The organism is Hydrocarboniphaga sp. (assembly GCF_028291725.1).
Classification (GTDB): Bacteria; Pseudomonadota; Gammaproteobacteria; order Nevskiales; family Nevskiaceae; genus Hydrocarboniphaga.
Window position 1 is genome coordinate 14,006 of sequence record NZ_JAQGNT010000024.1, and the last position, 21,219, is coordinate 35,224.

Consider the following 21,219-nt stretch of genomic DNA (forward strand, 5'->3'; position numbering starts at 1 on the left):
TGGCCCGCCGCTAGGCCGGCTGCATATCCAACAGGCGCTTCTCGATTCTGGCTTTCTGCGCAAGCGGATCGGCCCAGCCTGCGGTGATGCGCTTGTTGGTCTTCTTCAAGGTGCGCTCGAGGCGGACTTTGAGCGCGGCTTCGTGTCTTGTGGCTTTCGTGATGGTCATAGCGGGGGCTCCGATGAACGTGGAAATGCGATGGCCCAGGCTGGCCCAACTATCCAGTATAGGCACACAAGCGCGGTCACCGTATTCCCCGCGCGTCGTCGGCACGCACCGTTCATCTCAAGATTGGCGCCACGATTCGCTAATGCAGCAGCTAAGCACTACTGTGGACCGTCTCGCCTAAACCTTAGGCGCTCATCGCGTCCCCGGAAAGATCAAATGGCACTGGACAGTTTCAAACGCGTGCAGGCCCTGAAGGCGGAGCGCAACAAGTTGTCCGCCGAGCTCGATGACCGGGCGACCGCCGATGTCTCCCGCATCCTGAAAAATATCGGTGACGATTTCGTCAACTTTCTGAGCCAGGAAGGCTTCCGCGTAACACGCTTCAAGAACGCGATCAGCGCGATCTACGGCGACGCCCGCTTGTCGCTGGAATTTCCGCCGCCCACCGAACGCTTCAACGGTGCGCTGTCGATGCTGAGCCTGCTGGATTCGCGCAATCCCGAGCACAAGTGGCTGCTGTCGGTCGTCGGACGCAACGATCCGGCTGCCGTTCCGGCCGCCGAGGCCCCGGCGCAGAATGCCAGTATCACGCTCGAAACCATGATCGAAGTCCTGCGGCGCAGCAACGACCGCTTCCTGCCGTCGGACTACACGATCCGCTACCAGATGGTCGCGCTGAACAGCGACAGCATCCAGGCGGGTGCGGGCCAGACATCGACCTCGGTCCAGGACGTGCTGTCGGCGATTCTCGAGGAACCGAGCTTCAACCACTGACAACCACTGATGCCCTCCTCCGCAAGCAAACCGCCCCGGCGGCTCGACTTCATCCGGCTGCTCGGTCTTGCGTACTCCGCGACCTACAAGGAGTGGCATGCGCGGTTCGAGGTGAAGGATTCGGCGACGGCGATCCGTCAGACCGTGACCGGCAAGGTCGGCAGAAAACTGCACTTCCTCGATCCGAAAAGCCGCTCCTTCACGTTCAAGGTGCTGAAGATCAGCCACGCGACCGGGCCGGCCGTGCCGCGCGCCTGCGCGATGCTCGAAATCAGCGACGGCACCGCTTCGCGTATCGAAGTCGGCCAGATCATGCTGCGGGATGCCGCCAATCCGGAATGGCGCTTTTACGAAGCGCCGGAGTCGGAAGACCGCTTCGATCACAGCCAGTTTGCGTAGCTGCGCAATCTGCGAGCTCGATCGCCGGTAGGTTGGGGTGAGCCTGCGAACCCCAACATGGGTCCGCGCCGATGCGTGGGGTTCGCAGGCTCACCCCAACCTACAGCTGCGTCCGCGGAGCTAACGCTGCGTGATCGAGGAGAGATCGGCTCCGGGATCGACCATCCGGCCCTCGTCTTTTCGCTCCGAATAACGGTCGAGCAGCTGGTTTACCTGCGGCCGCAGCAAAACCGTGAACCGCACCAGCTCCTCCATCACGTCGACGATACGCTCGTAATAAGCCGAGGGCCGCATGCGTCCGTCGGCGTCGAATTCGTCGAAGGCCTTGGCGACGCTCGACTGGTTGGGGATGGTGAACATGCGCATCCATCGTCCGAGCAGGCGCAGCGTGTTGACCGCATTGAACGATTGCGAGCCGCCCGACACCTGCATGACCGCCAGTGTGCGCCCCTGCGTAGAGCAGCAGGATGCGCGGCTTGTGCTGCAGGTCACCGAGGCCAGCGGCCGGCCGTTGAATGACGTAACGGCGGTCCAGCGCCGGCAAGTGGTCGGAGTCGGCCAGCACGCGGACGCGGCTCATGCGCTGAGTGCCTCCGGATAACGTGTGCGGCGCAGCCACAGCGCGACGTGCACCAGCGCCAGCAGCACCGGCACTTCCACCAGCGGCCCGATCACGGTGGCGAAGGCGACCGGCGAAGCCAGGCCGAACGAGGCGATGGCCACTGCGATCGCCAGCTCGAAGTTGTTGCTGGCCGCGGTGAACGCGATCGCCGTGGTGCGCGGATAATCCGCCGCGATCAGCCGCCCCATCGCGAAGCTGATGAAGAACATCAGCAGAAAGTAGATCGCCAGCGGCAATGCGATGCGCAGCGCATCCATCGGCAGGTGCACCAGCTGCTCGCCCTTGAGGCCGAACATCGCGACGATGGTGAACAGCAGCGCCACCAGGGTCAGCGGACCGATGCGCGGTAGAAAGGTATTCTCGTACCAGCTCGCGCCTTTGGCCTTGAGCAGCAGCTGCCGGGTCAGAAAGCCGGCAGCGAACGGAATGCCGAGATAGATCAGCACCGCGCTCGCGATCGTCCAGAAATCCACATCGATGACGCTGCCTGCCAGGCCGAAGAGCGGCGGCAGGAACGACAGGAAAAACCAGGCGTAGGCGCTGAAGAACACAATCTGGAATATCGAATTGAACGCGACCAGGCCGGCGACATACTGGCTGCTGCCGCAGGCGAGCTGGTTCCAGACCAGCACCATCGCAATGCACCGCGCCAGCCCGATCAGGATCAGGCCGGTCATGTACGCCGGATGGTCGCGCAGAAACACGATCGCCAGGCCGAACATCAGCACCGGCCCGATCACCCAGTTCTGGATCAGCGACAGCATCAGCAGCTTGCGGTCACGGAAAACCAGCGGCAGTTCTTCGTAATGCACTTTTGCCAGCGGCGGGAACATCATCACGATCAGGCCGATCGCGATCGGGATATTGGTGCTGCCGACCGACCAGGAATTCAACAGCGCGGGGAAGCCAGTGACGGTCGTGGCGATCACGATGCCGGCCGCCATCGCCAGGAAGATCCATAGCGTCAGGTAGCGATCGAGAAAGCCGAGGCGAGGCGAAGCCGGCATGGTCTTCACCGGGCCCCGATGTCGATCGCATGCTGCTTCAGCGCCAGGTGATCCAGCTTGTCGAACGGCAGGCTCACGAACAATTCGATACGCCGGTGCAGGGCAATGTACGTGTCGGCGAAAGCCTTGCGCTTCTGCTCGTCCGTCCCTTCGACCGCCGCGGGATCGGGCAGCCCCCAATGTGCGGTCATCGGCTGTCCCGGCCAGTACGGGCACTGCTCGCCTGCGGCCTGGTCGCAGACGGTGAAAATGAATGCCATCTGCGGCGCGCCGGCCACGGTGAACTCGTCCCAGCTCTTGCTGCGCAAGCCTTCGGTCGGAATACCGGCGCGCTGCAGCAAGTCCAGCGCATACGGATTCACCGCGCCCTTTGGAAAGCTGCCGGCGCTGTAGCCGGTAAAACTGGCGCTGCTGGTGCCGATATGGTTGATTGCGGCTTCCGCGAGAATCGAGCGCGCCGAGTTGCCGGTACACAGAAACAGCACGTTGTAGTGGTGTGCGGACATGGTTTTGCTCATGAAGTCGGAAGTCGATGGACACAGCGAGCTGAACTGCGGCGTCGCGACGATGCCGACCGGAGCCGCGCTGCGGAGTGCCGGCGTGTAGCCCTGGCGAGCGAAGAAGCGAGCTGCGGTCGTGGTCAGCAGGTAGAGCGTTTTGAGCCCGCTTGCGCGTGCCAGATGTTCCGCGGCGGCGACCAGCTGCTGCGCCAGACCGCCGCCGCGCAGCGGCTCGGCTACCGCCAGCGAGCGCAGCAGGCCGACATCGCCGGCCAGGTCGATGCCGACGACACCCGCCACCGCGCCGTCATCCCGGATTACCAGAAAATGGCTCAGCCGGTCGTCCGCAATGTCGTCGGTCGGCAGACCGGCGGATGACAGCAGGCCGGCAATGGCGGCGAGATCGCCGGGTTCGGCCGCCTGAATCATGCCTTGACGTCGCACAGCGCTGGCGTTGCACAGACTTTTGGCTCGGCGCTGCCGACACAGCAGTTCTCGGTCAGATATCCGATCAGTCCGTTCATCGCCTTGAAGTCGGGCGCGTAGTAGATGAAGCGCCCTTGCTGGCGCGATTTCAGCAGGCCCGCCTGGCTCAGTTCTTTCAGATGGAATGACAGTGTCGTCGTCGCGATACCCAGGCGCTCGGCGATTTCGCCTGCGGCCATGCCGTCCGGGCCTTTCTGCACCAGCAGCCGGAATACCGAGAGACGCGAGGTCTGGGCAAGCGCGGCGAGACGCGCAACGGCGATGTCGATCTTCATGCCGCGGATGCTAGTGAAGCGCCGGCCAACATGTCAACGTTTGTTGAACTATCGTATCGTCATCTGCAGAAACCGAATCGTCTGCTGCGGTTTTGAAATACGATCGAAGCTCTGCAACAACACGGCGAGATGAGCGGTGCGGATACTGGGACTTGGAGTTCTGACGATGCTCGCGCTGGTCTTCTCGCCGGCGCTGCTGGCTTATAGCTACCAGGGACATCAGCTGATCGGCGCGATTGCCGATCAGCAGCTGCACGATGCGGCCCGGCAGAAAGTCCGGACCCTGCTCGGCTTCGAGTTGCGCGCGGCCGCGCCGTGGCCGGATTGCGTGCGCAGCGTCAAGGCCGACGGAAACGGCGCCTACACCTACACCCAGGACCCGCAGCATCCGGAATACGAAGTCCCGTGCGCGGTCTTCGACACACCCGAAGAACGCGCGCGGATGGAGGATTATGTGCGGCGCAACTGGGACAACTGTGCCGATGCGCCCGTGGCCGGCTGTCACAGCACCTATCACTACACCAACGTCGCGTTCCAGCACGAGCGCTACAACCGCGCGTACATCGGCACCAGCGATCACGACATTGTCGGCGCGATCAATGCCGCCATCGCGGTGCTGCAGGATCGCCCCGCTCCGCCGCCTTTCAGCATCAAGGACAAGAAGGAGGCGCTGTTCCTGCTGGCACATTTCGTCGGCGATCTGCATCAGCCGCTACATGTCGGTGCCGCCTATCTGGGCAGCGACAATCGGCCGTTTGATCCGGATGCGCTGGGCCAAGCGCCCGATCCCAGGACCGGCACACGCGGCGGCAACCTGATCCGCGACGAAATCAGCAAGACCAATCTTCATTCCGACTGGGACCAGATGCCGTCGGCCTTGAGCGGCGGCGTCGATCGCGCGCTGAGCGACAGCGCACACGCGGTGGCGCGGACACCGGGGCCGGTCACCGGCTGGGCGGTGATCTGGGCCGGCGAAACGCTGAGGTTGTCGCGATCGGCCTATATCGGCCTGCGCTTCGTCGACGATCCCGCGCTGCCCGGTCAGTGGCTTGCGCAGTTCGCCGATCACGCCGCGTATTGGAAGCACAAGGAAGATCTGCAGAAGGGCGAGATCGTCCGGGCCGGCGCCCGCCTCGCGCAGCTGCTGGATGCAATCTGGCCCACGACCCGGCGCCCTGTGGAAGCGCATCGTGTCGAGCAGTCGGCGCAGAATAGCCGCGGTGGCGGCGATGACCAGCTGCGCCGCGAAAGCACCGTCCGATTCCCATGATCCAGCGGGCCAGCCCATGAAGCAGGCACAACATCCGCCGTCGCCCACCACCGGCATCGACCGCCGCAGGCTGGTGCTCGCGCTGCTGCTGACACCGCTGCTGGCGCCGTTCTATTCGGCGATCCTGTTCGAGCGGCCCTGGGATATTCCGTTCGGGCTGATCGCGACCTATGCGGGCAGCCTGCTGGCGGGTCTGCCGGGCGCGCCCTGGCTGGTGCGGCATCACCGCCGCGACCCCTGGTCCTTCGCCGCGCTGGGCGCAGTGGGATCGCTGCCCGGGATGCTGATTTATGCCTGGCTGCCCGGCCCGACGCACCTCGGCGTTTTTGGCCTTGATGACGCCGTTGCAATTCTCGGCTGGGGCACGGCCTCCGGCATCAGCTTCTGGCTGCTCGGCATCGTCGGCGATGCTCCGCTGACATTGCGTGCGCTATTCGATGTCGGGCCGCCGGATCGGCTCGACTAGCCGGCGAACAGCATCCGGTGTCTGATGACGTCGTAGGTCGGCAATCCCTTGCCGACGTGCGGCCTCGTTTGCGCATCCGAGGGTACACGTCGGCAAGGGATTGCCGACCTACCGTTGCCGGAAAGTGCTGTTCAGCGACTACAGGTCATCAATCCGCTCATTCTAGGCAAAACTGAACTGCGCGTCGGGCATGGCGATGCGCGATCGGACGAGGTGGAGTTCAGCCCGAGTTCAGGCCGACTCGCGTAGCAGATGCTGACCGGATCCATCGCGGATTCGCGGAGCGATCGATGAAAAAGCTGGCTGTCTGTACCTCGTTGGCACTGCTGCTTGCACTGCCGACGATTTCCTACGCCCGTGACCATCACGGTGATCGCGGTGATCGCGATGACCGTGGCGGCTATCACGACCGCGGTTATCGGGACGATCGCGATCGTTACGAGCATCGTGGTTACTACGATCACGGCAGATGGCGCGCGGCCGCACCAATCCGCTTTGTCGGCGCGGTGATCGCCCTGCCTTTCGAGGTCGGCGCCGCGGTGATCGGCGCGGCCGTCAACGTGGTCGCGGCTCCGTTCTATCCGCGCAACTACTACGCGCAACCCGAACAGGCCAGCTACGGCCCGCCTCAGGGCTACTACGAGCGTGACGAGCGCCGTCAGTACGAGCCGCCGGTAGGCCGCGTCTACGATGCGCCGCCCGAGTACTACCCGCCGCAGCCGGAATACCGCGGGTACTAGGCTAAATACCGCAGGTGTAGGAGCGGGTCATACCCGCGACTGTGCTGTTTCATGCCTCAGTCGCGGGTATGACCCGCTCCTACACGTGCGGCAATGATGCCCGCCCGGCATTCCGCCCATCGCTCATCAAGTAAACTTGCGGCCCCGTTGATGAAACCAAGGGGCGCTCGCGTCGTTGGTCGGCAATCCCCTGCCGACGTCAGGCCCCAGTTGCACATCCAACGTTGAGCGTTTCACGTCAAATCCACGTTAAATCCCTCGCCCATTTAAATCCCCCATCATGATCACGACTCCTTCCGGGCTGCAGTACGAAGACACCACCGTCGGATCCGGTGCCGAAGCCGCTGCCGGCCATCGCGTCAAAGTGCATTACACCGGCTGGCTCTACACCGACGGCAAGGCCGGCACAAAATTCGATTCCAGCAAGGATCGCGGCCAGCCTTTCGTGTTCGGGCTCGGTGGCGGCCAGGTCATCAAGGGCTGGGATGAAGGCGTACAGGGCATGAAGGTCGGCGGCACCCGCCGGCTGGTGATCCCCGCCGATCTGGGCTATGGCGCGCGTGGCGCCGGCGGCGTGATTCCGCCGAACGCGACGCTGCTGTTCGAAGTCGAACTGCTCGGGGTCTGAGCGGCATCGCCACAGCACACGGCCCGCATCAGCGCGCCACAACACTTTTCGTGGATTTTTTCCTGCGATGAATTTTCTGATCTGGATCGGAGCGCTGATCGGCCTGGCGTCGGGCGGCTGGAAAGGGCTGCTGATAGGCGCAGCCGTTGGCTACATCATCGGCCGCTTCCTGCCGCCGCTGCTGCTGGGTGCAGCGGCCGGCAAGCTGGGGCAGATCCAGGCGCAGTTCCTGGACTCGACCTTCGCGGTGATGGGCGCCATGTGCAAGGCCGATGGCCAAGTCACGCAAAACGAAATCCAGGTCGCCGAAGCGTTGTTCGAACGGCTACGGCTGTCGCCGGAGGCGCGTGAATCGGCGATCGGCGCGTTCAATCGCGGCAAGACCGACGGCTTCGACGTGGATGCGGAAGTGGCCCGCTTCGCACAGGCATCGCGCGGTCAGCGCGTGCTGCACCAGATGTTCATCCAGGTGCAACTGTCGGCGCTGGCCGCCGACGGCAGCATGCATCCGGCCGAGCATGCCCTGCTGGCACGCATTGCACGCGGCCTGGGTTTGTCGGATCGTGAATTCGCCGATCTTGAAGCGATGCTGCGCGGCAGCGGCGCGCCTGGCAGCCCCGCGTCGGACGCGAGCGCGCTCGACGATGCCTATCGCGCACTCGGCGTGCCGCCGACCGCCAGCGATGCCGAGCTCAAGCGCGCCTACCGCGTGCTGATGAGCCAGAATCACCCGGACAAGCTGGCCTCCAAGGGTCTGCCGGAAAGCATGCGTGCGATGGCCGTAGAGAAGACCCAGCAGATCACCACAGCCTACGACCGCATCGAACGCGCACGTCGCGCCGCCACGTAACACCGCTGCTCCGTAGGTCGGCAATCCTTTGCCGACGTGGATGCCCGATGCGTAACCGAGGCCTCACGTCGGCAAGGGATTGCCGACCTACGAGAACTCAACGGATCTGCAGGTTCTCGCCCACCACGCGGACCCTGGTGCCGGCCGCGATGCCCTGAGGATCGCCGACCTTGACGGTACGGTACGAACCGTCTTCCATCGTCACGCCGACGTTGTAGTAGGTACTGGAGCGGACGCCGCGTTCGATCTGGTGCCCGGCAACGCCGCCCAGCACCGCGCCGCCCGCGGTCGCGACATCCTTGCCCTTGCCACCACCGAACTGGTGGCCAATCACGCCGCCGGCAATCGCGCCGGCGATCGCGCCCAGCCCCGAACCCTGGCCTTTCTCGCGGACTTCTTCTACCGACGCGACGGTGCCGCAATCCGAGCACAGCACCGGCGGCGGAGCGGGCGGCGGCGTATAGGTCGCAACCGGCGGCTGATAGGCGCGCGCCTCGGCAGCGGCTCGGTCACGCGCCGCCTGCGCAGCGCGGCGGGCGGCGACGGCCTTTGCTTGCTGAGCCTGCTTGGCGGCGGCCGCATCGGCCTCGGCCTGCTGCAGCTTGTCGGCCTGCTCCTGCGCCTGGCGCGCCTGCTCCTGCGCGGCCAGTGTCGCCGCCTGCGCCTTCGCCAGCTCGTCCTGGCTGGCCTTGAGCGCTTCGGCCTGCTGCGTGGCGACGGCTTCGGCGTCGGCGGCCTGCCTGGCCTGCTCGTCGGCCGAGGGGCCGCAACCGGCGGCAATCAACAGCAAGGCCGACGCGGCGGCGGCGAAAATTCGTTTGTTCATCGGGTGACTCCGGGAATCTGGTAGGTGGTGCAGAACTGATCGGGTAGACCACAAATTCCGGCCAACGATCGCGGGCAGCGCGTGAACCGTCGGCGGCTCACCACATCAGGTCGTCCGGCACGACGAAGTCCTTGTAGGGGTCGTTCTCGTCGACCCTGGCGGGCTCGGCGGCGCGCGGCGGAATCACCGCATGCGGATCGCGCTCCTTGATGCGCTCGGCGATCGCCGCCGGCACGACTTCGTAGCGGCCATCGCAACGCACGATCGACAAGCTGCCGGCGCTGAGCTGGTCGCGCGTCGCCGGCGTGACCGGGATGCGGCGGATGCGCTTACCCTCCTTGCCGTCGATGAAGTTGTACAGCAGCTCGCTCTCGACCTTGGGCAGCTTGTTCTGCTCGATCAGCTGCTTGACCTGCGCGCGCCGCGCCTTCTGCTCGGCCTTGTCGCGCTGGATCCTGTTCAGCTCGGCATCGCGCGCGGCCTTGGCGGCGGCGGCTTTTTCGGCGGCGATCTTGGCCGGATCCACAATCACCGGCTTCTTCGGCGTGCGGTCGCTGCGCTGGTGATGCGGCTGCTTGCTGGCCGCCTGGGCCTGCTTCTCGTTGATCAACCCGGCCTGCAACAGCTGGTCGCGCAGTGAAAGACTCATGTACGGCACTCGCTCTAATCGATACGGGAACCTGCGCGCCCTGTAGAGCGCGCCCGGGCGCACATGGTCGTTGCTTGAGGGCATTCCTAGCAAGCCGTTGAGCAACAGAACCGCTCCCCACCTGAGCAAAAACCCGCGCTATGCTGGCATAGGCATTGCTCCCCGAAGCGCTTGGTTGGGGGGGCCCTGCCGACGCGCAGGAGAGTGTTGCGTTGCAACGCAACAAAAGCGGGCGCGGGCCGATTCACCAATCCAAAGAACGTCCCTGCAAAGGGATTCAAAACACTTGGGAGTACCAATGAAAAAGCATGGAGCTATTGCAGCAATGGGGATCGCTGCCGCGATCCTGTCGGCCGCGGCGGGCGCGGCCGGCGGTGATCGCAGCGCGGCGGTGCAGAAAGCGGAGCAGCAGATCAAGGCGCATGCGGCCGCGGTGTTTTCGTCCAGCGCCGAGCGCTACAAGATGCGCGACGTGATCCTCGACGCCAACGGCGCGCAGCACGTGCGCTTCGACCGCTCGTACAACGGTCTGCGCGTGATCGGCGGCGACTTCGTCGTGCATTCCGATTCCCGCGGCGGCTTCAAGGGCGTGTCGCTGACCCTGTCCCGCGTACTGACGCTGGGCACCGATGCCGCCGCCTCCGAAGCCGATGCGATCCGCGCGGCGGAATCCACATTCGCCGGCCAGCGCGATGGCGCCGCCAGCATTTCCAAAGTCATCTACGCCCGCAGCAGCGAGCCGAAGCTGGCCTACGACGTGGTGCTGCGCGGCTTCGACACCCACGGCACACCGAGCGTTCGCCATGTTCTGGTCGATGCCAACACGCTGGCCTCACTGGAATCCTGGGACGAGGTCAACACCGCCGCCACGCCCGGTACCGGCAACAGCCTGACCTCCGGCCAGGTCGTGCTGACCACCGACAGCAACAGCAGCGGCGGCTACGACCTGCGCGACCCGAGCCGCGGCAGCCAGTACACGGTCGACATGAAAAACAAGCAGGTCGGCCAGGGCAAGCTGTTCGTCGACAGCGACAACGTCTGGGGCGACTCGACGACGTCCGATCGCGCCACCGCGGCGGTCGACGCCACCTACGGCGAGAACCTGACCTGGGATTACTACCTGGCCCGGTTCAACCGCAAGGGCATCGCCAATGATGGCGTCGGCGCCTCTTCGCGCGTCCACTACTATCGCAACTACGTCAATGCATTCTGGAGCGACAGCTGTTTCTGCATGACTTACGGCGATGGCGACGGCGACGAGTTCCTGCCGCTGGTTGCGATCGATGTGACCGGCCACGAAATGACGCACGGCGTGACTTCGCGCACCGCTGCGCTGACTTATTCCGGCGAATCCGGCGGACTGAATGAAGGCATATCGGACGTGTTCGGCACCCTGGTCGAGTACTACGCGAACAATGCGATCAACCCGCCGAACTACCTGATCGGCGAGCGCATCTACGCAGCCAACAACGGCGTCGCGACGCCGACGACCGCGCTGCGCTATATGTTCAAGCCGAGCCTCGACGGCACCTCGCCCGACTGCTACAACAGCGCGATTGGCCATCTGGACGTGCACTACTCGTCCGGTGTGCTGAACCACTTCTTCTACCTGCTGACCCAGGGCGCGGTTTCGCCTCCCGGCTTCAGCATCGCGCCGGTGGATCTGGTCTGTGACGGCAACACCGCGTTGAAGACGATCGGACAGAGTCAGGCGGCCCAGATCATGTACCGCGCGCTGACCGTGTACATGACGTCCTCGACCAACTACTCGGCCGCACGTGCAGCAACGCTGAGCGCCGCCACCGATTTGTATGGCGCGGGCTCGAAGCAGTACAACGCGGTTGCCGCTGCCTGGAGTTCGGTCAGCGTGTTCTAAGGCGGTTGCGATTGACGGCCGCATCGCCTGTCTGCATGACAGCGATGCGGCTTTTTTTCGCCTTCAGCATCGCAGACCGCTTAAAATCGGCCGATGAGATTCCTGCTAGAAGCCGGCCCGCTGCTCGCCTTCCTGCTGGCCTACGCCTATGCCGGCATCTATGCGGCGACCGCGGTGATGGTGGCGCTGTCGGCGCTCGCGCTGGTGGCCGGGCGCTGGATCGAAGGACGCTACAGCGGGCTTTCGGTGTTTACCTTGATCGTGTCGAGCTTGCTCGGCGGCCTGACGCTCTGGCTGCGCGATCCGAGCTTCATCCAGTACAAGCCGACCGTGGTATTCGGCGCTTTCGCGCTCGCACTCGGAGCCAGTCATTACGTCGGCGACCGGGTCGCGCTGCAGAGCCTGTTCGGCAAAGTGCTGCCGCTGCCGGAGCTTTACTGGCGCCGGGTCAACGCGCTATGGGCGATCTACTTCGGCATCCACGCGCTGCTGAACCTGTACGTCGCCTATCACTACTCGCTACAGACCTGGGTCTACTTCAAGGTCTTCGGCTTCGGCGCCACCACCGTCCTGTTCAGCCTGCTGCACCTGCCGTTCCTGTGGCCGCAGCTGCGTGCCGCAGCCAGCCGTAAACCGTAGGTCGGCAATCCCTTGCCGAGGTGAGGCCTCGGTTGCGCATCCGGCGTACACGTCGGCAAGGGATTGCCGACCTACGTTAGACCACGACCCGATAGCAGGGCACATAGGCCTTGCCCGGCAGCTTCATACGGCCCTGGCGGACGAAGCCCTGCAACAGCTCGTCGAGCGGCTTGAGCACGCTTTCGTCGCCATGAATGTCGAAAGGCCCGTACTGCTGGATCGCGGTGAGCGTATCGGCCTTGACGTTGCCCGCGACCACGCCGGAAAACGCGCGGCGCAGGCTGGCCGCGAGCTTGTGCTTGTCCTGGTTCAGATGCAGATCGAGCTGGCGCATCGCCTCGTGCGTAGGCTTGAACGGCTGCTGCAGCTCGTGCGGGATCTTCAGCGACCAGTTGAAGTAGTAGGCGTCCTTGGACTCCTTGCGGAACGCGCTCACCGCCTTCATTTCCACCGCGATGCGCTGCGCAACCGCAGCCGGATCGTCGAGGATGATCGTATAGCGCTTGCGTGCGGCCTCGCCCAGCGTGACGCCGATGAAGGCGTCGATCTGCTGGAAATAGGCTGCCGCGCTCGCCGGCCCGGTGAAGATCAGCGGGAACGGCACCTCGGCATTGTCCGGATGCAGCAGGATACCGAGCAGGTAGAGGATTTCTTCGGCGGTGCCGACGCCGCCGGGGAATACCACGACAACATGGCCGACGCGCACGAAAGCCTCGAGGCGCTTCTCGATATCCGGGCAGACGACCAACTCATTGACGATCGGATTCGGCGATTCGGCGGCGATGATGCCGGGCTCGGAGATGCCGATGTAGCGGCCGTTCTTGATGCGCTGCTTGGAGTGCGCGATGGTCGCGCCCTTCATCGGGCCCTTCATCGCACCCGGGCCGCAGCCGGTGCAGATGTTGAAGCCGCGCAGGCCGATCTGGTAACCGACCGACTTGCTGTAGTCGTACTCCTCGCGCGAGATCGAATGGCCGCCCCAGCACACGACCAGGTTCGGCTCGATCCGCGGTAACAACAAGTTGGCGTTGCGCAGGATGTGGAACACCGCGTCGGTCAGGCCCTCGGTGGTGGAAAGATCGAAGCTCGGGTTGTCCACCAGATCGTTGGCGACGAACAGAATGTCGCGCAGTACCGAGAACAGATGCTCGCGAATGCCGCGGATCATCTCGCCGTCGACGAACGCGATCGCCGGTGCCCCTCGCAGCTGCAGCTGGATGCCGCGCTGCTCCTGCACGATCTTGATGTCGAAGTCCGGATAGCGCTCGAGCAGCTCCTTGCCGTCGTCGAGGAAGCTGCCGCTGTTGAGCACCGCCAGCGCGCTGTTGCGGAACACCGGGTACAGGCCGCCCTCGCTGTGATCGAGCAGCCGGTGGATCTCGGCCTTGGACAGCACCCGCAGCCGGCCTTCCGGTGACACCCGCGCATCGACGACGTCGTACTTCATGTGTTTGCCGCTCTCCTGGTTCTGCTGGGTATTCGTGGGCTGCGGCAAGCGTGATACGCGCATCACGCGCCGAGGGCAAGCCGCCGGCGGCATGAACCGGCGGTAGGAGCGGGCCATACCCGCGACTGAAACCTCGAACGGCACAGTCGCGGGTATGACCCGCTCCTACAGCGCCGCTAGCCGCTCGCGCACCTGCGTCGCGATCTCGAACGAGCGCAGCCGCGCGCTGTGATCGTGGATCATCGCCGTCAGCATCAGCTCGTCGGGCCGATAGCGCTCGATGAACCGGCGGATGCCGCGCTCCACCGTCTCGGGCGAGCCGACCACTGCGCAGCGCAGCGCCTGGTCGATACCAGCCTGCTCCATCGGCGACCAGCGCCCGTCCATCGTCGACACCGGCGCCGGCAGCAGGCCCGGCGTGCCGGTGCGCAGCTTCAGGAACTGCTGCTGCAGCGACGTGAACAGGCGCTGCGCCGCCTCATCGGTGTCGGCCGCGAACACGTTCAGCACCAGCATCAGGTGCGGCGCCGGCTGCTGATCCGAGGGCTGGAAATGGCGGCGATAAAGATCGATCGCTGCGTCCATCTGGTCCGGCGCGAAGTGTGAGGCGAATGCATACGGCAGGCCGAACTGCGCCGCGAGCTGCGAACCGAAGGTGCTGGAGCCGAGTATCCACAGCGGCACTTTCAGACCGCGGCCGGGCACCGCGCGCACCGCCTGGCCACGCTCTTCATCGCCCAGGTAACGACGCAGCTCCATCACGTCCTGCGGGAAGTTGTTGCCGGCGGCCATGACGTCGCGGCGCATCGCGCGGGCGGTGATCTGGTCGGTGCCGGGCGCGCGGCCCAGGCCCAGATCGATACGGCCCGGGTACAGGGATTCCAGCGTGCCGAACTGTTCGGCGATTACCAGCGGCGAATGGTTCGGCAGCATCACGCCGCCGGAGCCGACCCGGATCGTCGAGGTGGCGCCGGCGACATGGCCGATTACCACCGAGGTTGCGGCGCTGGCGATGCCGGGCATGTTGTGATGCTCGGCCAGCCAGTACCGCCGGTAGCCCCAGCGCTCGGCGTGCTGCGCCAGGTCCACGGTGTTGCGGAAAGTTTCGGACGGAGTGCTGCCCTCGACCACCGGGCACAGATCGAGGACGGAAAACGGAATCGAGATACGGCTGGTCATGCTGACCCTGGCGATGAGCGATGTCTGCCAAATGGGGCCGATGCCGGGTTTTTAAACCGCCTGGCTAGGCTCAGTGGCAACCACGGCCCGCGGCGCCTTGCGCGTCGTCAGCAGAAAGATGCCTCCCAGCACCAGCGCGGTGCCGGCCAACTGCAATTGCGTGATCGGCTCGCCGAGCAGCCACCAGCCCAGGAACAGCGTCGATACCGGCCCGATCATGCCGGCCTGCGACGCCAACCCGGCACCGATGCGGCCCACCGCGATCATCGTCATGAACACCGGCACGACGGTGCACAGCGCAGCATTGACCAGCGACAACTGCCAGACCGCGGCGCTCTGCTGGAACAGCGTAGGGAACGGCCGCAGCACCGCGTACTGGATCAGGCCGGCGACGGACGAGGAGGTCATCGCCAGCGCCACCAGCCGCAGGGTGCCGACGCGCGCCAGCAGCTCGCCGGACAGCAGCAGATAGAGCGCGTAGCTCAGCGCCGCGCCGAGCACCAGCGCACTGCCCAGAGCCACGTTGCTGCCGCCGACCTTGAGGTCGTGCCAGAACACCAGCACGATGCCGCCGTACGCGCAGGCGAGCGACAGCCACTGCCAGCGCGACACCACACGCCGGTAAGCGAGGAAGCCAATCAGCAGCACGAAACTCGGCGTCAGGAACAGCACCAGGCGTTCAAGGCCGGCGCTGACGTACTGCAGACCCAGGAAATCCAGCATGCTCGACGCGTAGTAGCCGAGCAGCCCGAGCACGCCGATCCGCAGCAGATCGGCAGCGCCGAGGCGCGGCGCCTGCCGCCAGGTCCAGACCGCCACGCCGATGAACACCGGCGCCGACAACAGCATCCGCAGCGCGATCAGCGTCACCGCGTCGATCCCGTGCCGATACAGCAGCTTGGCGACGATCGCCTTGCCGGAAAAGAACACCGCACCGACCACAGCCAGGACCAGGCCGGACAGATAGGCGGCCTCGTGTTTCTTGAAAGCGATATCGGACACGTGCGGAACGGCGCCGGTCGGGCGCCCGGGAAATGGCGGGAGGACGAGCATTATCGCCCAGATGCATTGTCGACCCCGACCCGGCACCCTATAATCCGCGGCCGCGCCGGGATAGCTCAGTCGGTAGAGCGACTGATTCGTAATCAGTAGGTCGGAGGTTCGATTCCTCTTTCCGGCACCAATAGATCAAGGGTTTATGAAAGCTCCCGATGCTCATATATCGGGAACATGCTCATATTAGCGACTCGGCCGTACCAGAACGGCACCCGCATTGGACCGGCAGCCCTCAGTGGTCTTCATTGCCCTCTCGCCCGGGTCTCGAGGTCTAGTGGCCTGTAACAGAGGATACGGAAGCGCCTGTGCGCGTCTCGTGCGCCGAATCGCTTGTGCTGCCGCTGCACTTCCGCTTCTAGTGTTGGGAGCTAGCGAAATGCTACCAGCACGAGCAGATACCGGATCGACACTGCCAGTCGAACGGGCGCTCACCAAACCGGAAACCAGCGAATCAACTCAGCGCTGGACGCAGGCGCTAATCGGGCGTCTGAAAAGCAATTGGAAGCGTCCGGCCGGGCTATCCGACGAACTCTTCTGCAAGATTCAAATTCGGCTCTTGCCTGACGGCTGCGAGGGCCAGAGAGCGCTAAGGATAGTGCCCCGTAATCGATCCAAGGCATCCTCGAGACGATAAATGCGAGCCGCAGGGACGCGCATCCAGGGCCACAGGTCGGCAAGGAATTGTCAACCTGCGGGTCATGCCCGATCGCCGATGGTACCCGGCATCAACTCGAAATCCCGCTTGGGCTACACACCGCGATGACGGTTGTGGCCCATGCGAACCTGCGTGCTTATTCGCAGGAATTTGCCGTTACATCCGGAAACTTTCTCGCGTGATTTATTCGATCGTCGTTCAGATGCCGACGATCAAGCTGATGTCAGGCACACACGAGAAGATGCAATGAACAAACTGAAATCGCTATTGGGTATCGCGCTGCTGACAAGCTCAGCGCTGGCCCCGATCGCGACGCAGGCGCGAGTGATCCTCGACATCGATGTCGGGCCTCCGCCGCCACGCGTTGTCGAGGTACCGGCGCCGCGCCCCCACCAGGTTTGGGTGCCCGGATACTACGTCTGGGATGGACACCATCATCAGCATGTCTGGCACGACGGCTACTGGGTTAAAGAACGCCCGGGATACCACTACCGCGCCGACCACTGGGAACAGCAGGGTGACAAATGGCACCGGGTGCAGGGCGGCTGGGAACAAGGCTAGTGATGCGGCACCTTCATTTCGAACCATCGAGACTTCCATCGTCGCCGCTGTAGGAGCGGGTCAAAACCGCGACTACGGCCTAGAACGGCACAGACGCGGGTAAGACCCGCTCCTACAGGTGCAGCTCGTGTTCGTAAGCGTTCCGCTGCTTGACGATTCAATTCGGAACTACGCTCGGCGGTAGCAGGCTGGGGCGGCGGATCAGCGCGCTGCCGGCGAGCACCGGATCGATCGCCGCGATGGCGGTCTCGATCGCCAGGTCCGAGGTCTTGCCGTCGGCGTCGGTCCAGCTCAAGGTCACGCGGATCTGCTGAAAGCCGGCGCGACGAGCGCCGCTGCAGATTCCCGCTGTAAGCACGCCGCCCTCACACCAGGAATAGGCGCTGACCTCCCAGTGCCGCCGGTACGTGACATCGGACAGCGACAGCTCGCCTGCCGGCAGCACCAGGCTGCCGTCGGCGTTCTCGCGGCCGCCGGCGTCACTGCCGATTTCATCCAAACCAAAAACACCGATGCCAGCCGCCGGCAGTTGCGAGAACTGGCGCAGATCGTCGAGCTTGGCGCGGGCGAGCTGGGCGGCGGCGGCGCGCGCTCGCGCGTGCCCGCCTTCGACCAGCACCAGGCCTTGCAGCTGGCACATCGCCGCCACGCCTAGCGCGAGAACCAGCAGCGCTATCAACACGTCCAGCAGCGCCACTCCCCGTTGCCTGCTGCGCCTGCGGATCATCAGTAATCGCGCCAGCTGCCAGGCACCGGCGTCAGCAACAGCGGCGCTGCAGCGCCACTTTGCAGCGCCGATGCAACGGCAGCATCGGGCCAGACCCGGTAGCTGCCCGCGGTGATCTCCAGCGCTGCATTGGCCAGCAACGCGCCCGCGATGCTGGCGCCGTTGCTCGGAACAAAACTGGAGTTGCCACCGTCGTGGGAAAACAACATCACCAGCCCGGAAACCGCGTTGCCATCGGCAATCAGACGCCCGTTTTCGATGACCAGCACGAGTGGCGTAGTGATGGAGCCGATCACCACGCCCGGGCTGAAGATGCAGTCCCCGGCAATCCAGATCGCGCCACGCGTGTCGGGCCCCAGCGATCCGCAGCTATCGACGCTTTGCATTTGATCGCGCAGGCTGGGCCATAGCTGCGCAGCGACGCCGAACACGCGCTCGAAAATGTCGCCGGGTGCAACCGCGCTGTCGCGGTTCGCGCCTTGATTGCCGTCGACATCGAGGATGTCGGCGTTCTCATGGCTGGCATCACTGAGCGTCATTCCACAAGCCGAAGCAACAAGCTCCGATGCCGCACAGCTCAGGCTCGCATCCTCCAGCCGCGTGTCGCCGGAAGACCAGATCGACAGAGCGCCTGAAAGGATGCGGCCCGACCCGGCCAGCCGCACACTGCCGGCCACGATTGTCGCCTCGGGCCACTGCTCAATCAGCGGGTGAATCAGCGCATCCTGGCGAACCACTGCGTGGCCGCGACCATCGGCGCTGACCGCCTCGCCGATGATCTGCACGACATCCTGGCGCGGCGAGGCCGAACCGGGCGTTACCGCAGGCGCCAGATAATGCAGCTTCGATCGGCCCGAGCCCGAGTCGTAGCGCGCCTCCGCAACGTCGGCGTACGCGGTCCAGCGCGAGTCGGCGATGTTCTTGCTGCCATCGCCGCAAGGCGGCGCGAGCTGCGTCGCGGCGCAGACCGACCAACGCTCCGCACCACTCGCCATCCAGCCATCCGCCTGCTGTGACGAGACGCGATTCGCATTGGCTCGCAGATGCGCAAACCCCCGCGCCAGCGACAGCTCGGCCAAACCGTTGAGCCGCTGCGACTCGATGTCGCTGGCCATGCTGCGCTGCTCGCCCACCGCGATCTGCACCGCCGACAGGATCAGCAGGCTGACCAATACCAGCATCAGCAGCGCGACGCCGATTGCCACCGCACCCGCCTGGTTACTGCACCGGTTACTGCAGCGCATCGTTGCGAATCGCCGCGCTGGACTGCAGGCTGCGATCCGCAGCCGCGACGTCGCGCAGCTGGGCGTTGACTGCAAAGCTCGCCGAGCGGCGCTGGCCTTGCAGTGCATTGCCTACTGCCGTGGGCATCGCAACGAATGCGATTGTCAGCGCGGTGACTCGTAGCGCGCGTTCGTCGCTGACGTTCTCCCAACTGCCATTGCCGCAGCTGTCGGCGTTGTTGACCGCTCGGATCGCACGATCACTGGCGTTGTAGCGATAGCCGAAGCGCTCCTGGCCATCGCGCACGCCGTTGCCGTTCTCGTCGTAGCTGAACACCAGGCAGTCGCTGCCCGATGTCGCGACGCCGTTGAATGGGCTGAGCACGGTCCAGCTGCCGGCGCTGATGCGCGTGGTCGGCAAGGTATCGCCGGCCGCGAGCGTCGCGGTGATCGCCGATGCGCTGGTATAGCCGCTGATCGTCAGCTCAAAGCGCCGCGTCGCGCCGCTGGGCTGGCGCGCGCTGACGACCAGCTTGCGCCCAACCAGCACCGCCTCCGACAAGGGCGCGCCGAACGCGGCATCGAGCGTGGCAGTGCCGGGGAGTACCGATTGCAGCACGATACTGCCGCTCACCGCGCTCGCCGAAAGATCGTGAGTATTCGCGGATCGCGATATCGCGCCGGCGACATTCCATGCGCCGGCGCGCGTCAGGTCGCGCTGCATCACGTCGAACACCTGGCGCAGATCCTGATTCATCCGCGTGCGCTGCAGCGTGTCACGATGCAGGCTGATGGTCGACGACAGCAGCGCGACCGCGGCACTGGTCGCGACCGATCCGAGCACCAGCGCGATCATCAGCTCGACCAGGGTGAAGCCGCGCGATGCCGGCTTCAGCATGGCGGCAACCCCGGCACCGCATGCGCGCCGGCCGGCGAGCACAGGCGCAGACGGCCCAGCGAACTGACGACCACGCGCAGGGTTTCGCCACTGCCGGCCGCGCTGAAGCTGATATTGCCGGCAACCAGATCAGGGCGCACCGGGCTGAAGCGCAGGCTGCCGCCGAGTGGCAGCGCATCGAGCAGCACGCTGCGATAGTCGCTGCTGCGCACGAAGCGCGGCAGCGGCGATGCGCTCGCTGCATCGCGATCGACAAAGCAGAACGCAGCGGCGCTGCGATCATCCAGCCGGCAGTCGCAGGACGGCGCCAGGCTCAGGCCCCAGCACCAGCTTGCGCCGTCACTGGCGCGCACGAAACTCAGGTAGACGAACTGCGCGCGCTCACGCGCCGTGGTTCGCGCCTCGCCCATGTCGCTGCGCAGGCGATCGGCGGCGCTCTTCAGCGTCGAGCGCAGGCCGGCGTCGTGAAACGAAGGCAGGCTCGCGGCCAGCAGCACGCCGAGCACCGCGACGACCGTCAACGCCTCCAGCAGCGTGTAACCGTGGTCGCCACCGTAGCCGCCGCTCCGGCCTGCCCGTTTGCACCGCTGATCGATGGCCCGCGCCATAAGCCCCCCGGCTTGAAGACGATGGAGCCAATCTAAACGCGCAGCGGGGCCGCAACTGCGAGCCGCGTCACCGATGCGCGGCCAAACAGCGGGCAAAGTGCGAACGGCTCCACACGAGGACTCCGATGAAACGCATCAATCGCGGTTACAGCCTGCTCGAAGTCACTGTCGTGATCGCGATGATCGCGCTGCTGGCCACGATGGCCGTGCCCAGCTACCAGCGCGTGGCGCGCAAGACGCATCGGGTCAGCGCGATGGCGCTGCTGATGGAACTGCACCTGCGCCAGGAAAAATATCGCGCCGACAACTCGGCCTATGCGACGACGCTCACACAGATCGGCGCGCCGACTTCGGGCGGCGTCGCGGACGATTACAGCCTGTCGATCCCGACTTCGACCGCGACCAGCAACCTGCTGCGCGCCGATGCCCGCAGCCCCGGCAGTCAGGCCACCGACAGCCAGGACGAGGTCAGCTGCGCGCGGCTCGAGATCGACCAGTCGGGCGCGCGCACGCCGGCCGCGTGCTGGCGGTAGAGGCCTCGCTTGCGCATCGGGCTTCGCACGTCGGCAAAGGATTGCCGACCTACGAGCCACACTTGTAGGAGCGGGTCGTACCCGCGACTGTGCTCTTAAGGGCCTCAGTCGCGGGTACGACCCGCTCCTACGATGGCGGCGAGCATGCTCAGCCCG

The 21,219-nt window shown here is 65.1% G+C and carries 24 protein-coding genes, 1 tRNA gene and 2 pseudogenes; 12 read left to right on the forward strand and 15 right to left on the reverse strand.

Translation table 11 applies throughout. The features are described 5' to 3' along the window. Nucleotides 1-10: 10 nt before the first annotated feature. Entirely contained in the window at nt 11-169 is a 159-nt protein-coding gene (locus JWQ90_RS06230; RefSeq protein ID WP_299690834.1) for a hypothetical protein, read from the reverse strand. 216 nt (nt 170-385) lie between these two features. On the opposite strand from JWQ90_RS06230, the gene JWQ90_RS06235 reads away from it, so the two are divergent. Then, complete coding sequence (locus JWQ90_RS06235) at nt 386-943, forward strand: hypothetical protein (protein ID WP_299690836.1); 558 nt, start codon at nt 386-388, stop codon at nt 941-943. Between the two features lie 9 nt (nt 944-952). Next, nucleotides 953-1,342: a hypothetical protein gene (locus tag JWQ90_RS06240; protein WP_299690842.1), complete on the forward strand. Its 390-nt coding sequence runs from the start codon at nt 953-955 to the stop codon at nt 1,340-1,342. A gap of 120 nt (nt 1,343-1,462) precedes the next feature. Here the strand turns inward: JWQ90_RS06240 and JWQ90_RS06245 are convergent. The 5 genes and pseudogenes from JWQ90_RS06245 to JWQ90_RS06265 form a co-directional block, all read right to left on the reverse strand. Further along, nucleotides 1,463-1,922: pseudogene (locus tag JWQ90_RS06245) on the reverse strand (hypothetical protein). After that, nucleotides 1,919-2,971, reverse strand: a complete 1,053-nt coding sequence (gene arsB / locus JWQ90_RS06250) for an ACR3 family arsenite efflux transporter (protein ID WP_299690845.1) — start codon at nt 2,969-2,971, stop codon at nt 1,919-1,921. Before arsB ends, JWQ90_RS06245 begins: the two are co-directional and overlap by 4 nt. A 5-nt stretch (nt 2,972-2,976) precedes the next feature. Continuing rightward, nucleotides 2,977-3,477: an arsenate reductase ArsC gene (locus tag JWQ90_RS06255; protein WP_299690967.1), complete on the reverse strand. Its 501-nt coding sequence runs from the start codon at nt 3,475-3,477 to the stop codon at nt 2,977-2,979. 15 nt (nt 3,478-3,492) lie between these two features. Next, nucleotides 3,493-3,900: pseudogene (gene arsN2, locus JWQ90_RS06260) on the reverse strand (arsenic resistance N-acetyltransferase ArsN2); the annotation flags it as partial. Beyond that, on the reverse strand, nt 3,897-4,232 hold the full coding sequence (locus JWQ90_RS06265; protein ID WP_299690849.1) for a metalloregulator ArsR/SmtB family transcription factor: 336 nt from the start codon (nt 4,230-4,232) through the stop codon (nt 3,897-3,899). The gene JWQ90_RS06265 and the pseudogene arsN2, both read right to left, overlap by 4 nt. 166 nt (nt 4,233-4,398) lie before the next feature. Here JWQ90_RS06265 and JWQ90_RS06270 point away from each other — a divergent pair, with 166 nt between their 5' ends. The 5 genes from JWQ90_RS06270 (at nt 4,399) to djlA (ending at nt 8,186) form a co-directional block, all read left to right on the forward strand. After that, the gene (locus tag JWQ90_RS06270; protein ID WP_299690852.1) at nt 4,399-5,502 is read left to right on the forward strand and encodes a S1/P1 nuclease; all 1,104 of its coding nucleotides are present in this window, start codon (nt 4,399-4,401) and stop codon (nt 5,500-5,502) included. A 16-nt stretch (nt 5,503-5,518) separates the two neighbouring features. Then, the gene (locus JWQ90_RS06275; protein ID WP_299690855.1) at nt 5,519-5,968 is read left to right on the forward strand and encodes a hypothetical protein; all 450 of its coding nucleotides are present in this window, start codon (nt 5,519-5,521) and stop codon (nt 5,966-5,968) included. Nucleotides 5,969-6,258: 290 nt separating this feature from the next. Then, on the forward strand, nt 6,259-6,708 hold the full coding sequence (locus JWQ90_RS06280; protein WP_299690858.1) for a hypothetical protein: 450 nt from the start codon (nt 6,259-6,261) through the stop codon (nt 6,706-6,708). A 280-nt stretch (nt 6,709-6,988) separates the two neighbouring features. Beyond that, the gene (locus JWQ90_RS06285) at nt 6,989-7,336 is read left to right on the forward strand and encodes an FKBP-type peptidyl-prolyl cis-trans isomerase (protein ID WP_299690861.1); all 348 of its coding nucleotides are present in this window, start codon (nt 6,989-6,991) and stop codon (nt 7,334-7,336) included. 67 nt (nt 7,337-7,403) lie between these two features. Next, nucleotides 7,404-8,186, forward strand: a complete 783-nt coding sequence (djlA, locus tag JWQ90_RS06290) for a co-chaperone DjlA (protein ID WP_299690864.1) — start codon at nt 7,404-7,406, stop codon at nt 8,184-8,186. A 97-nt stretch (nt 8,187-8,283) separates the two neighbouring features. On the opposite strand, the gene JWQ90_RS06295 is transcribed toward djlA, so the two are convergent. After that, on the reverse strand, nt 8,284-9,012 hold the full coding sequence (locus JWQ90_RS06295) for a glycine zipper 2TM domain-containing protein (RefSeq protein ID WP_299690867.1): 729 nt from the start codon (nt 9,010-9,012) through the stop codon (nt 8,284-8,286). Nucleotides 9,013-9,109: 97 nt separating this feature from the next. Beyond that, nucleotides 9,110-9,661, reverse strand: a complete 552-nt coding sequence (locus tag JWQ90_RS06300) for a DUF2058 domain-containing protein (RefSeq protein WP_299690870.1) — start codon at nt 9,659-9,661, stop codon at nt 9,110-9,112. A gap of 325 nt (nt 9,662-9,986) precedes the next feature. Between JWQ90_RS06300 and JWQ90_RS06305 the strand changes: the two genes are divergently transcribed. Together JWQ90_RS06305 and JWQ90_RS06310 are read left to right on the forward strand one after the other, a co-directional pair. Next, a complete protein-coding gene (locus JWQ90_RS06305; protein ID WP_299690873.1) occupies nt 9,987-11,537 on the forward strand; it encodes a M4 family metallopeptidase in 1,551 nt (516 codons plus the stop codon). A gap of 93 nt (nt 11,538-11,630) precedes the next feature. Beyond that, complete coding sequence (locus JWQ90_RS06310) at nt 11,631-12,176, forward strand: septation protein IspZ (protein ID WP_299690876.1); 546 nt, start codon at nt 11,631-11,633, stop codon at nt 12,174-12,176. 76 nt (nt 12,177-12,252) lie between these two features. On the opposite strand, the gene ppnN is transcribed toward JWQ90_RS06310, so the two are convergent. The 3 genes from ppnN to JWQ90_RS06325 form a co-directional block, all read right to left on the reverse strand. Beyond that, the gene (ppnN, locus tag JWQ90_RS06315) at nt 12,253-13,623 is read right to left on the reverse strand and encodes a nucleotide 5'-monophosphate nucleosidase PpnN (RefSeq protein ID WP_299690878.1); all 1,371 of its coding nucleotides are present in this window, start codon (nt 13,621-13,623) and stop codon (nt 12,253-12,255) included. A gap of 165 nt (nt 13,624-13,788) precedes the next feature. Continuing rightward, entirely contained in the window at nt 13,789-14,802 is a 1,014-nt protein-coding gene (locus tag JWQ90_RS06320; RefSeq protein WP_299690880.1) for an LLM class flavin-dependent oxidoreductase, read from the reverse strand. A gap of 51 nt (nt 14,803-14,853) precedes the next feature. Further along, on the reverse strand, nt 14,854-15,804 hold the full coding sequence (locus JWQ90_RS06325; RefSeq protein ID WP_299690883.1) for a DMT family transporter: 951 nt from the start codon (nt 15,802-15,804) through the stop codon (nt 14,854-14,856). Nucleotides 15,805-15,909: 105 nt separating this feature from the next. On the opposite strand from JWQ90_RS06325, the gene JWQ90_RS06330 reads away from it, so the two are divergent. Continuing rightward, nucleotides 15,910-15,985, forward strand: a tRNA-Thr gene (locus JWQ90_RS06330). A gap of 774 nt (nt 15,986-16,759) precedes the next feature. Next, nucleotides 16,760-17,074 carry a hypothetical protein gene (locus tag JWQ90_RS06335; protein WP_299690886.1) on the forward strand — a complete coding sequence of 105 codons (315 nt, stop codon included), beginning with the start codon at nt 16,760-16,762 and terminating at the stop codon, nt 17,072-17,074. A gap of 157 nt (nt 17,075-17,231) precedes the next feature. On the opposite strand, the gene JWQ90_RS06340 is transcribed toward JWQ90_RS06335, so the two are convergent. Genes JWQ90_RS06340 through JWQ90_RS06355 form a run of 4 tightly spaced genes read right to left on the reverse strand, consistent with a single transcriptional unit; the run spans nt 17,232 to nt 20,530 of the window. Further along, nucleotides 17,232-17,771: a hypothetical protein gene (locus JWQ90_RS06340; RefSeq protein ID WP_299690889.1), complete on the reverse strand. Its 540-nt coding sequence runs from the start codon at nt 17,769-17,771 to the stop codon at nt 17,232-17,234. 29 nt (nt 17,772-17,800) lie between these two features. Beyond that, a complete protein-coding gene (locus tag JWQ90_RS06345) occupies nt 17,801-19,006 on the reverse strand; it encodes a hypothetical protein (protein ID WP_299690892.1) in 1,206 nt (401 codons plus the stop codon). Between the two features lie 25 nt (nt 19,007-19,031). Beyond that, nucleotides 19,032-19,922, reverse strand: a complete 891-nt coding sequence (locus JWQ90_RS06350) for a prepilin-type N-terminal cleavage/methylation domain-containing protein (RefSeq protein WP_299690895.1) — start codon at nt 19,920-19,922, stop codon at nt 19,032-19,034. Next, complete coding sequence (locus JWQ90_RS06355) at nt 19,916-20,530, reverse strand: GspH/FimT family pseudopilin (protein ID WP_299690898.1); 615 nt, start codon at nt 20,528-20,530, stop codon at nt 19,916-19,918. Before JWQ90_RS06355 ends, JWQ90_RS06350 begins: the two co-directional genes overlap by 7 nt. Before the next feature lie 125 nt (nt 20,531-20,655). Between JWQ90_RS06355 and JWQ90_RS06360 the strand changes: the two genes are divergently transcribed. Next, complete coding sequence (locus tag JWQ90_RS06360) at nt 20,656-21,063, forward strand: type IV pilin protein (RefSeq protein WP_299690901.1); 408 nt, start codon at nt 20,656-20,658, stop codon at nt 21,061-21,063. Nucleotides 21,064-21,219 lie beyond the last annotated feature (156 nt).

Bases quoted from the DNA above. Each gene is read 5' to 3' on its own strand.
- JWQ90_RS06230 (WP_299690834.1), bottom strand. From the start codon at position 169: ATGACCATCACGAAAGCCACAAGACACGAAGCCGCGCTCAAAGTCCGC.
- JWQ90_RS06235 (WP_299690836.1), top strand. From the start codon at position 386: ATGGCACTGGACAGTTTCAAACGCGTGCAGGCCCTGAAGGCGGAGCGC.
- JWQ90_RS06240 (WP_299690842.1), top strand. From the start codon at position 953: ATGCCCTCCTCCGCAAGCAAACCGCCCCGGCGGCTCGACTTCATCCGG.
- arsB (WP_299690845.1), bottom strand. From the start codon at position 2,971: ATGCCGGCTTCGCCTCGCCTCGGCTTTCTCGATCGCTACCTGACGCTA.
- JWQ90_RS06255 (WP_299690967.1), bottom strand. From the start codon at position 3,477: ATGTCCGCACACCACTACAACGTGCTGTTTCTGTGTACCGGCAACTCG.
- JWQ90_RS06265 (WP_299690849.1), bottom strand. From the start codon at position 4,232: ATGAAGATCGACATCGCCGTTGCGCGTCTCGCCGCGCTTGCCCAGACC.
- JWQ90_RS06270 (WP_299690852.1), top strand. From the start codon at position 4,399: ATGCTCGCGCTGGTCTTCTCGCCGGCGCTGCTGGCTTATAGCTACCAG.
- JWQ90_RS06275 (WP_299690855.1), top strand. From the start codon at position 5,519: ATGAAGCAGGCACAACATCCGCCGTCGCCCACCACCGGCATCGACCGC.
- JWQ90_RS06280 (WP_299690858.1), top strand. From the start codon at position 6,259: ATGAAAAAGCTGGCTGTCTGTACCTCGTTGGCACTGCTGCTTGCACTG.
- JWQ90_RS06285 (WP_299690861.1), top strand. From the start codon at position 6,989: ATGATCACGACTCCTTCCGGGCTGCAGTACGAAGACACCACCGTCGGA.
- djlA (WP_299690864.1), top strand. From the start codon at position 7,404: ATGAATTTTCTGATCTGGATCGGAGCGCTGATCGGCCTGGCGTCGGGC.
- JWQ90_RS06295 (WP_299690867.1), bottom strand. From the start codon at position 9,012: ATGAACAAACGAATTTTCGCCGCCGCCGCGTCGGCCTTGCTGTTGATT.
- JWQ90_RS06300 (WP_299690870.1), bottom strand. From the start codon at position 9,661: ATGAGTCTTTCACTGCGCGACCAGCTGTTGCAGGCCGGGTTGATCAAC.
- JWQ90_RS06305 (WP_299690873.1), top strand. From the start codon at position 9,987: ATGGGGATCGCTGCCGCGATCCTGTCGGCCGCGGCGGGCGCGGCCGGC.
- JWQ90_RS06310 (WP_299690876.1), top strand. From the start codon at position 11,631: ATGAGATTCCTGCTAGAAGCCGGCCCGCTGCTCGCCTTCCTGCTGGCC.
- ppnN (WP_299690878.1), bottom strand. From the start codon at position 13,623: ATGAAGTACGACGTCGTCGATGCGCGGGTGTCACCGGAAGGCCGGCTG.
- JWQ90_RS06320 (WP_299690880.1), bottom strand. From the start codon at position 14,802: ATGACCAGCCGTATCTCGATTCCGTTTTCCGTCCTCGATCTGTGCCCG.
- JWQ90_RS06335 (WP_299690886.1), top strand. From the start codon at position 16,760: ATGAACAAACTGAAATCGCTATTGGGTATCGCGCTGCTGACAAGCTCA.
- JWQ90_RS06350 (WP_299690895.1), bottom strand. From the start codon at position 19,922: ATGCTGAAGCCGGCATCGCGCGGCTTCACCCTGGTCGAGCTGATGATC.
- JWQ90_RS06355 (WP_299690898.1), bottom strand. From the start codon at position 20,530: ATGGCGCGGGCCATCGATCAGCGGTGCAAACGGGCAGGCCGGAGCGGC.
- JWQ90_RS06360 (WP_299690901.1), top strand. From the start codon at position 20,656: ATGAAACGCATCAATCGCGGTTACAGCCTGCTCGAAGTCACTGTCGTG.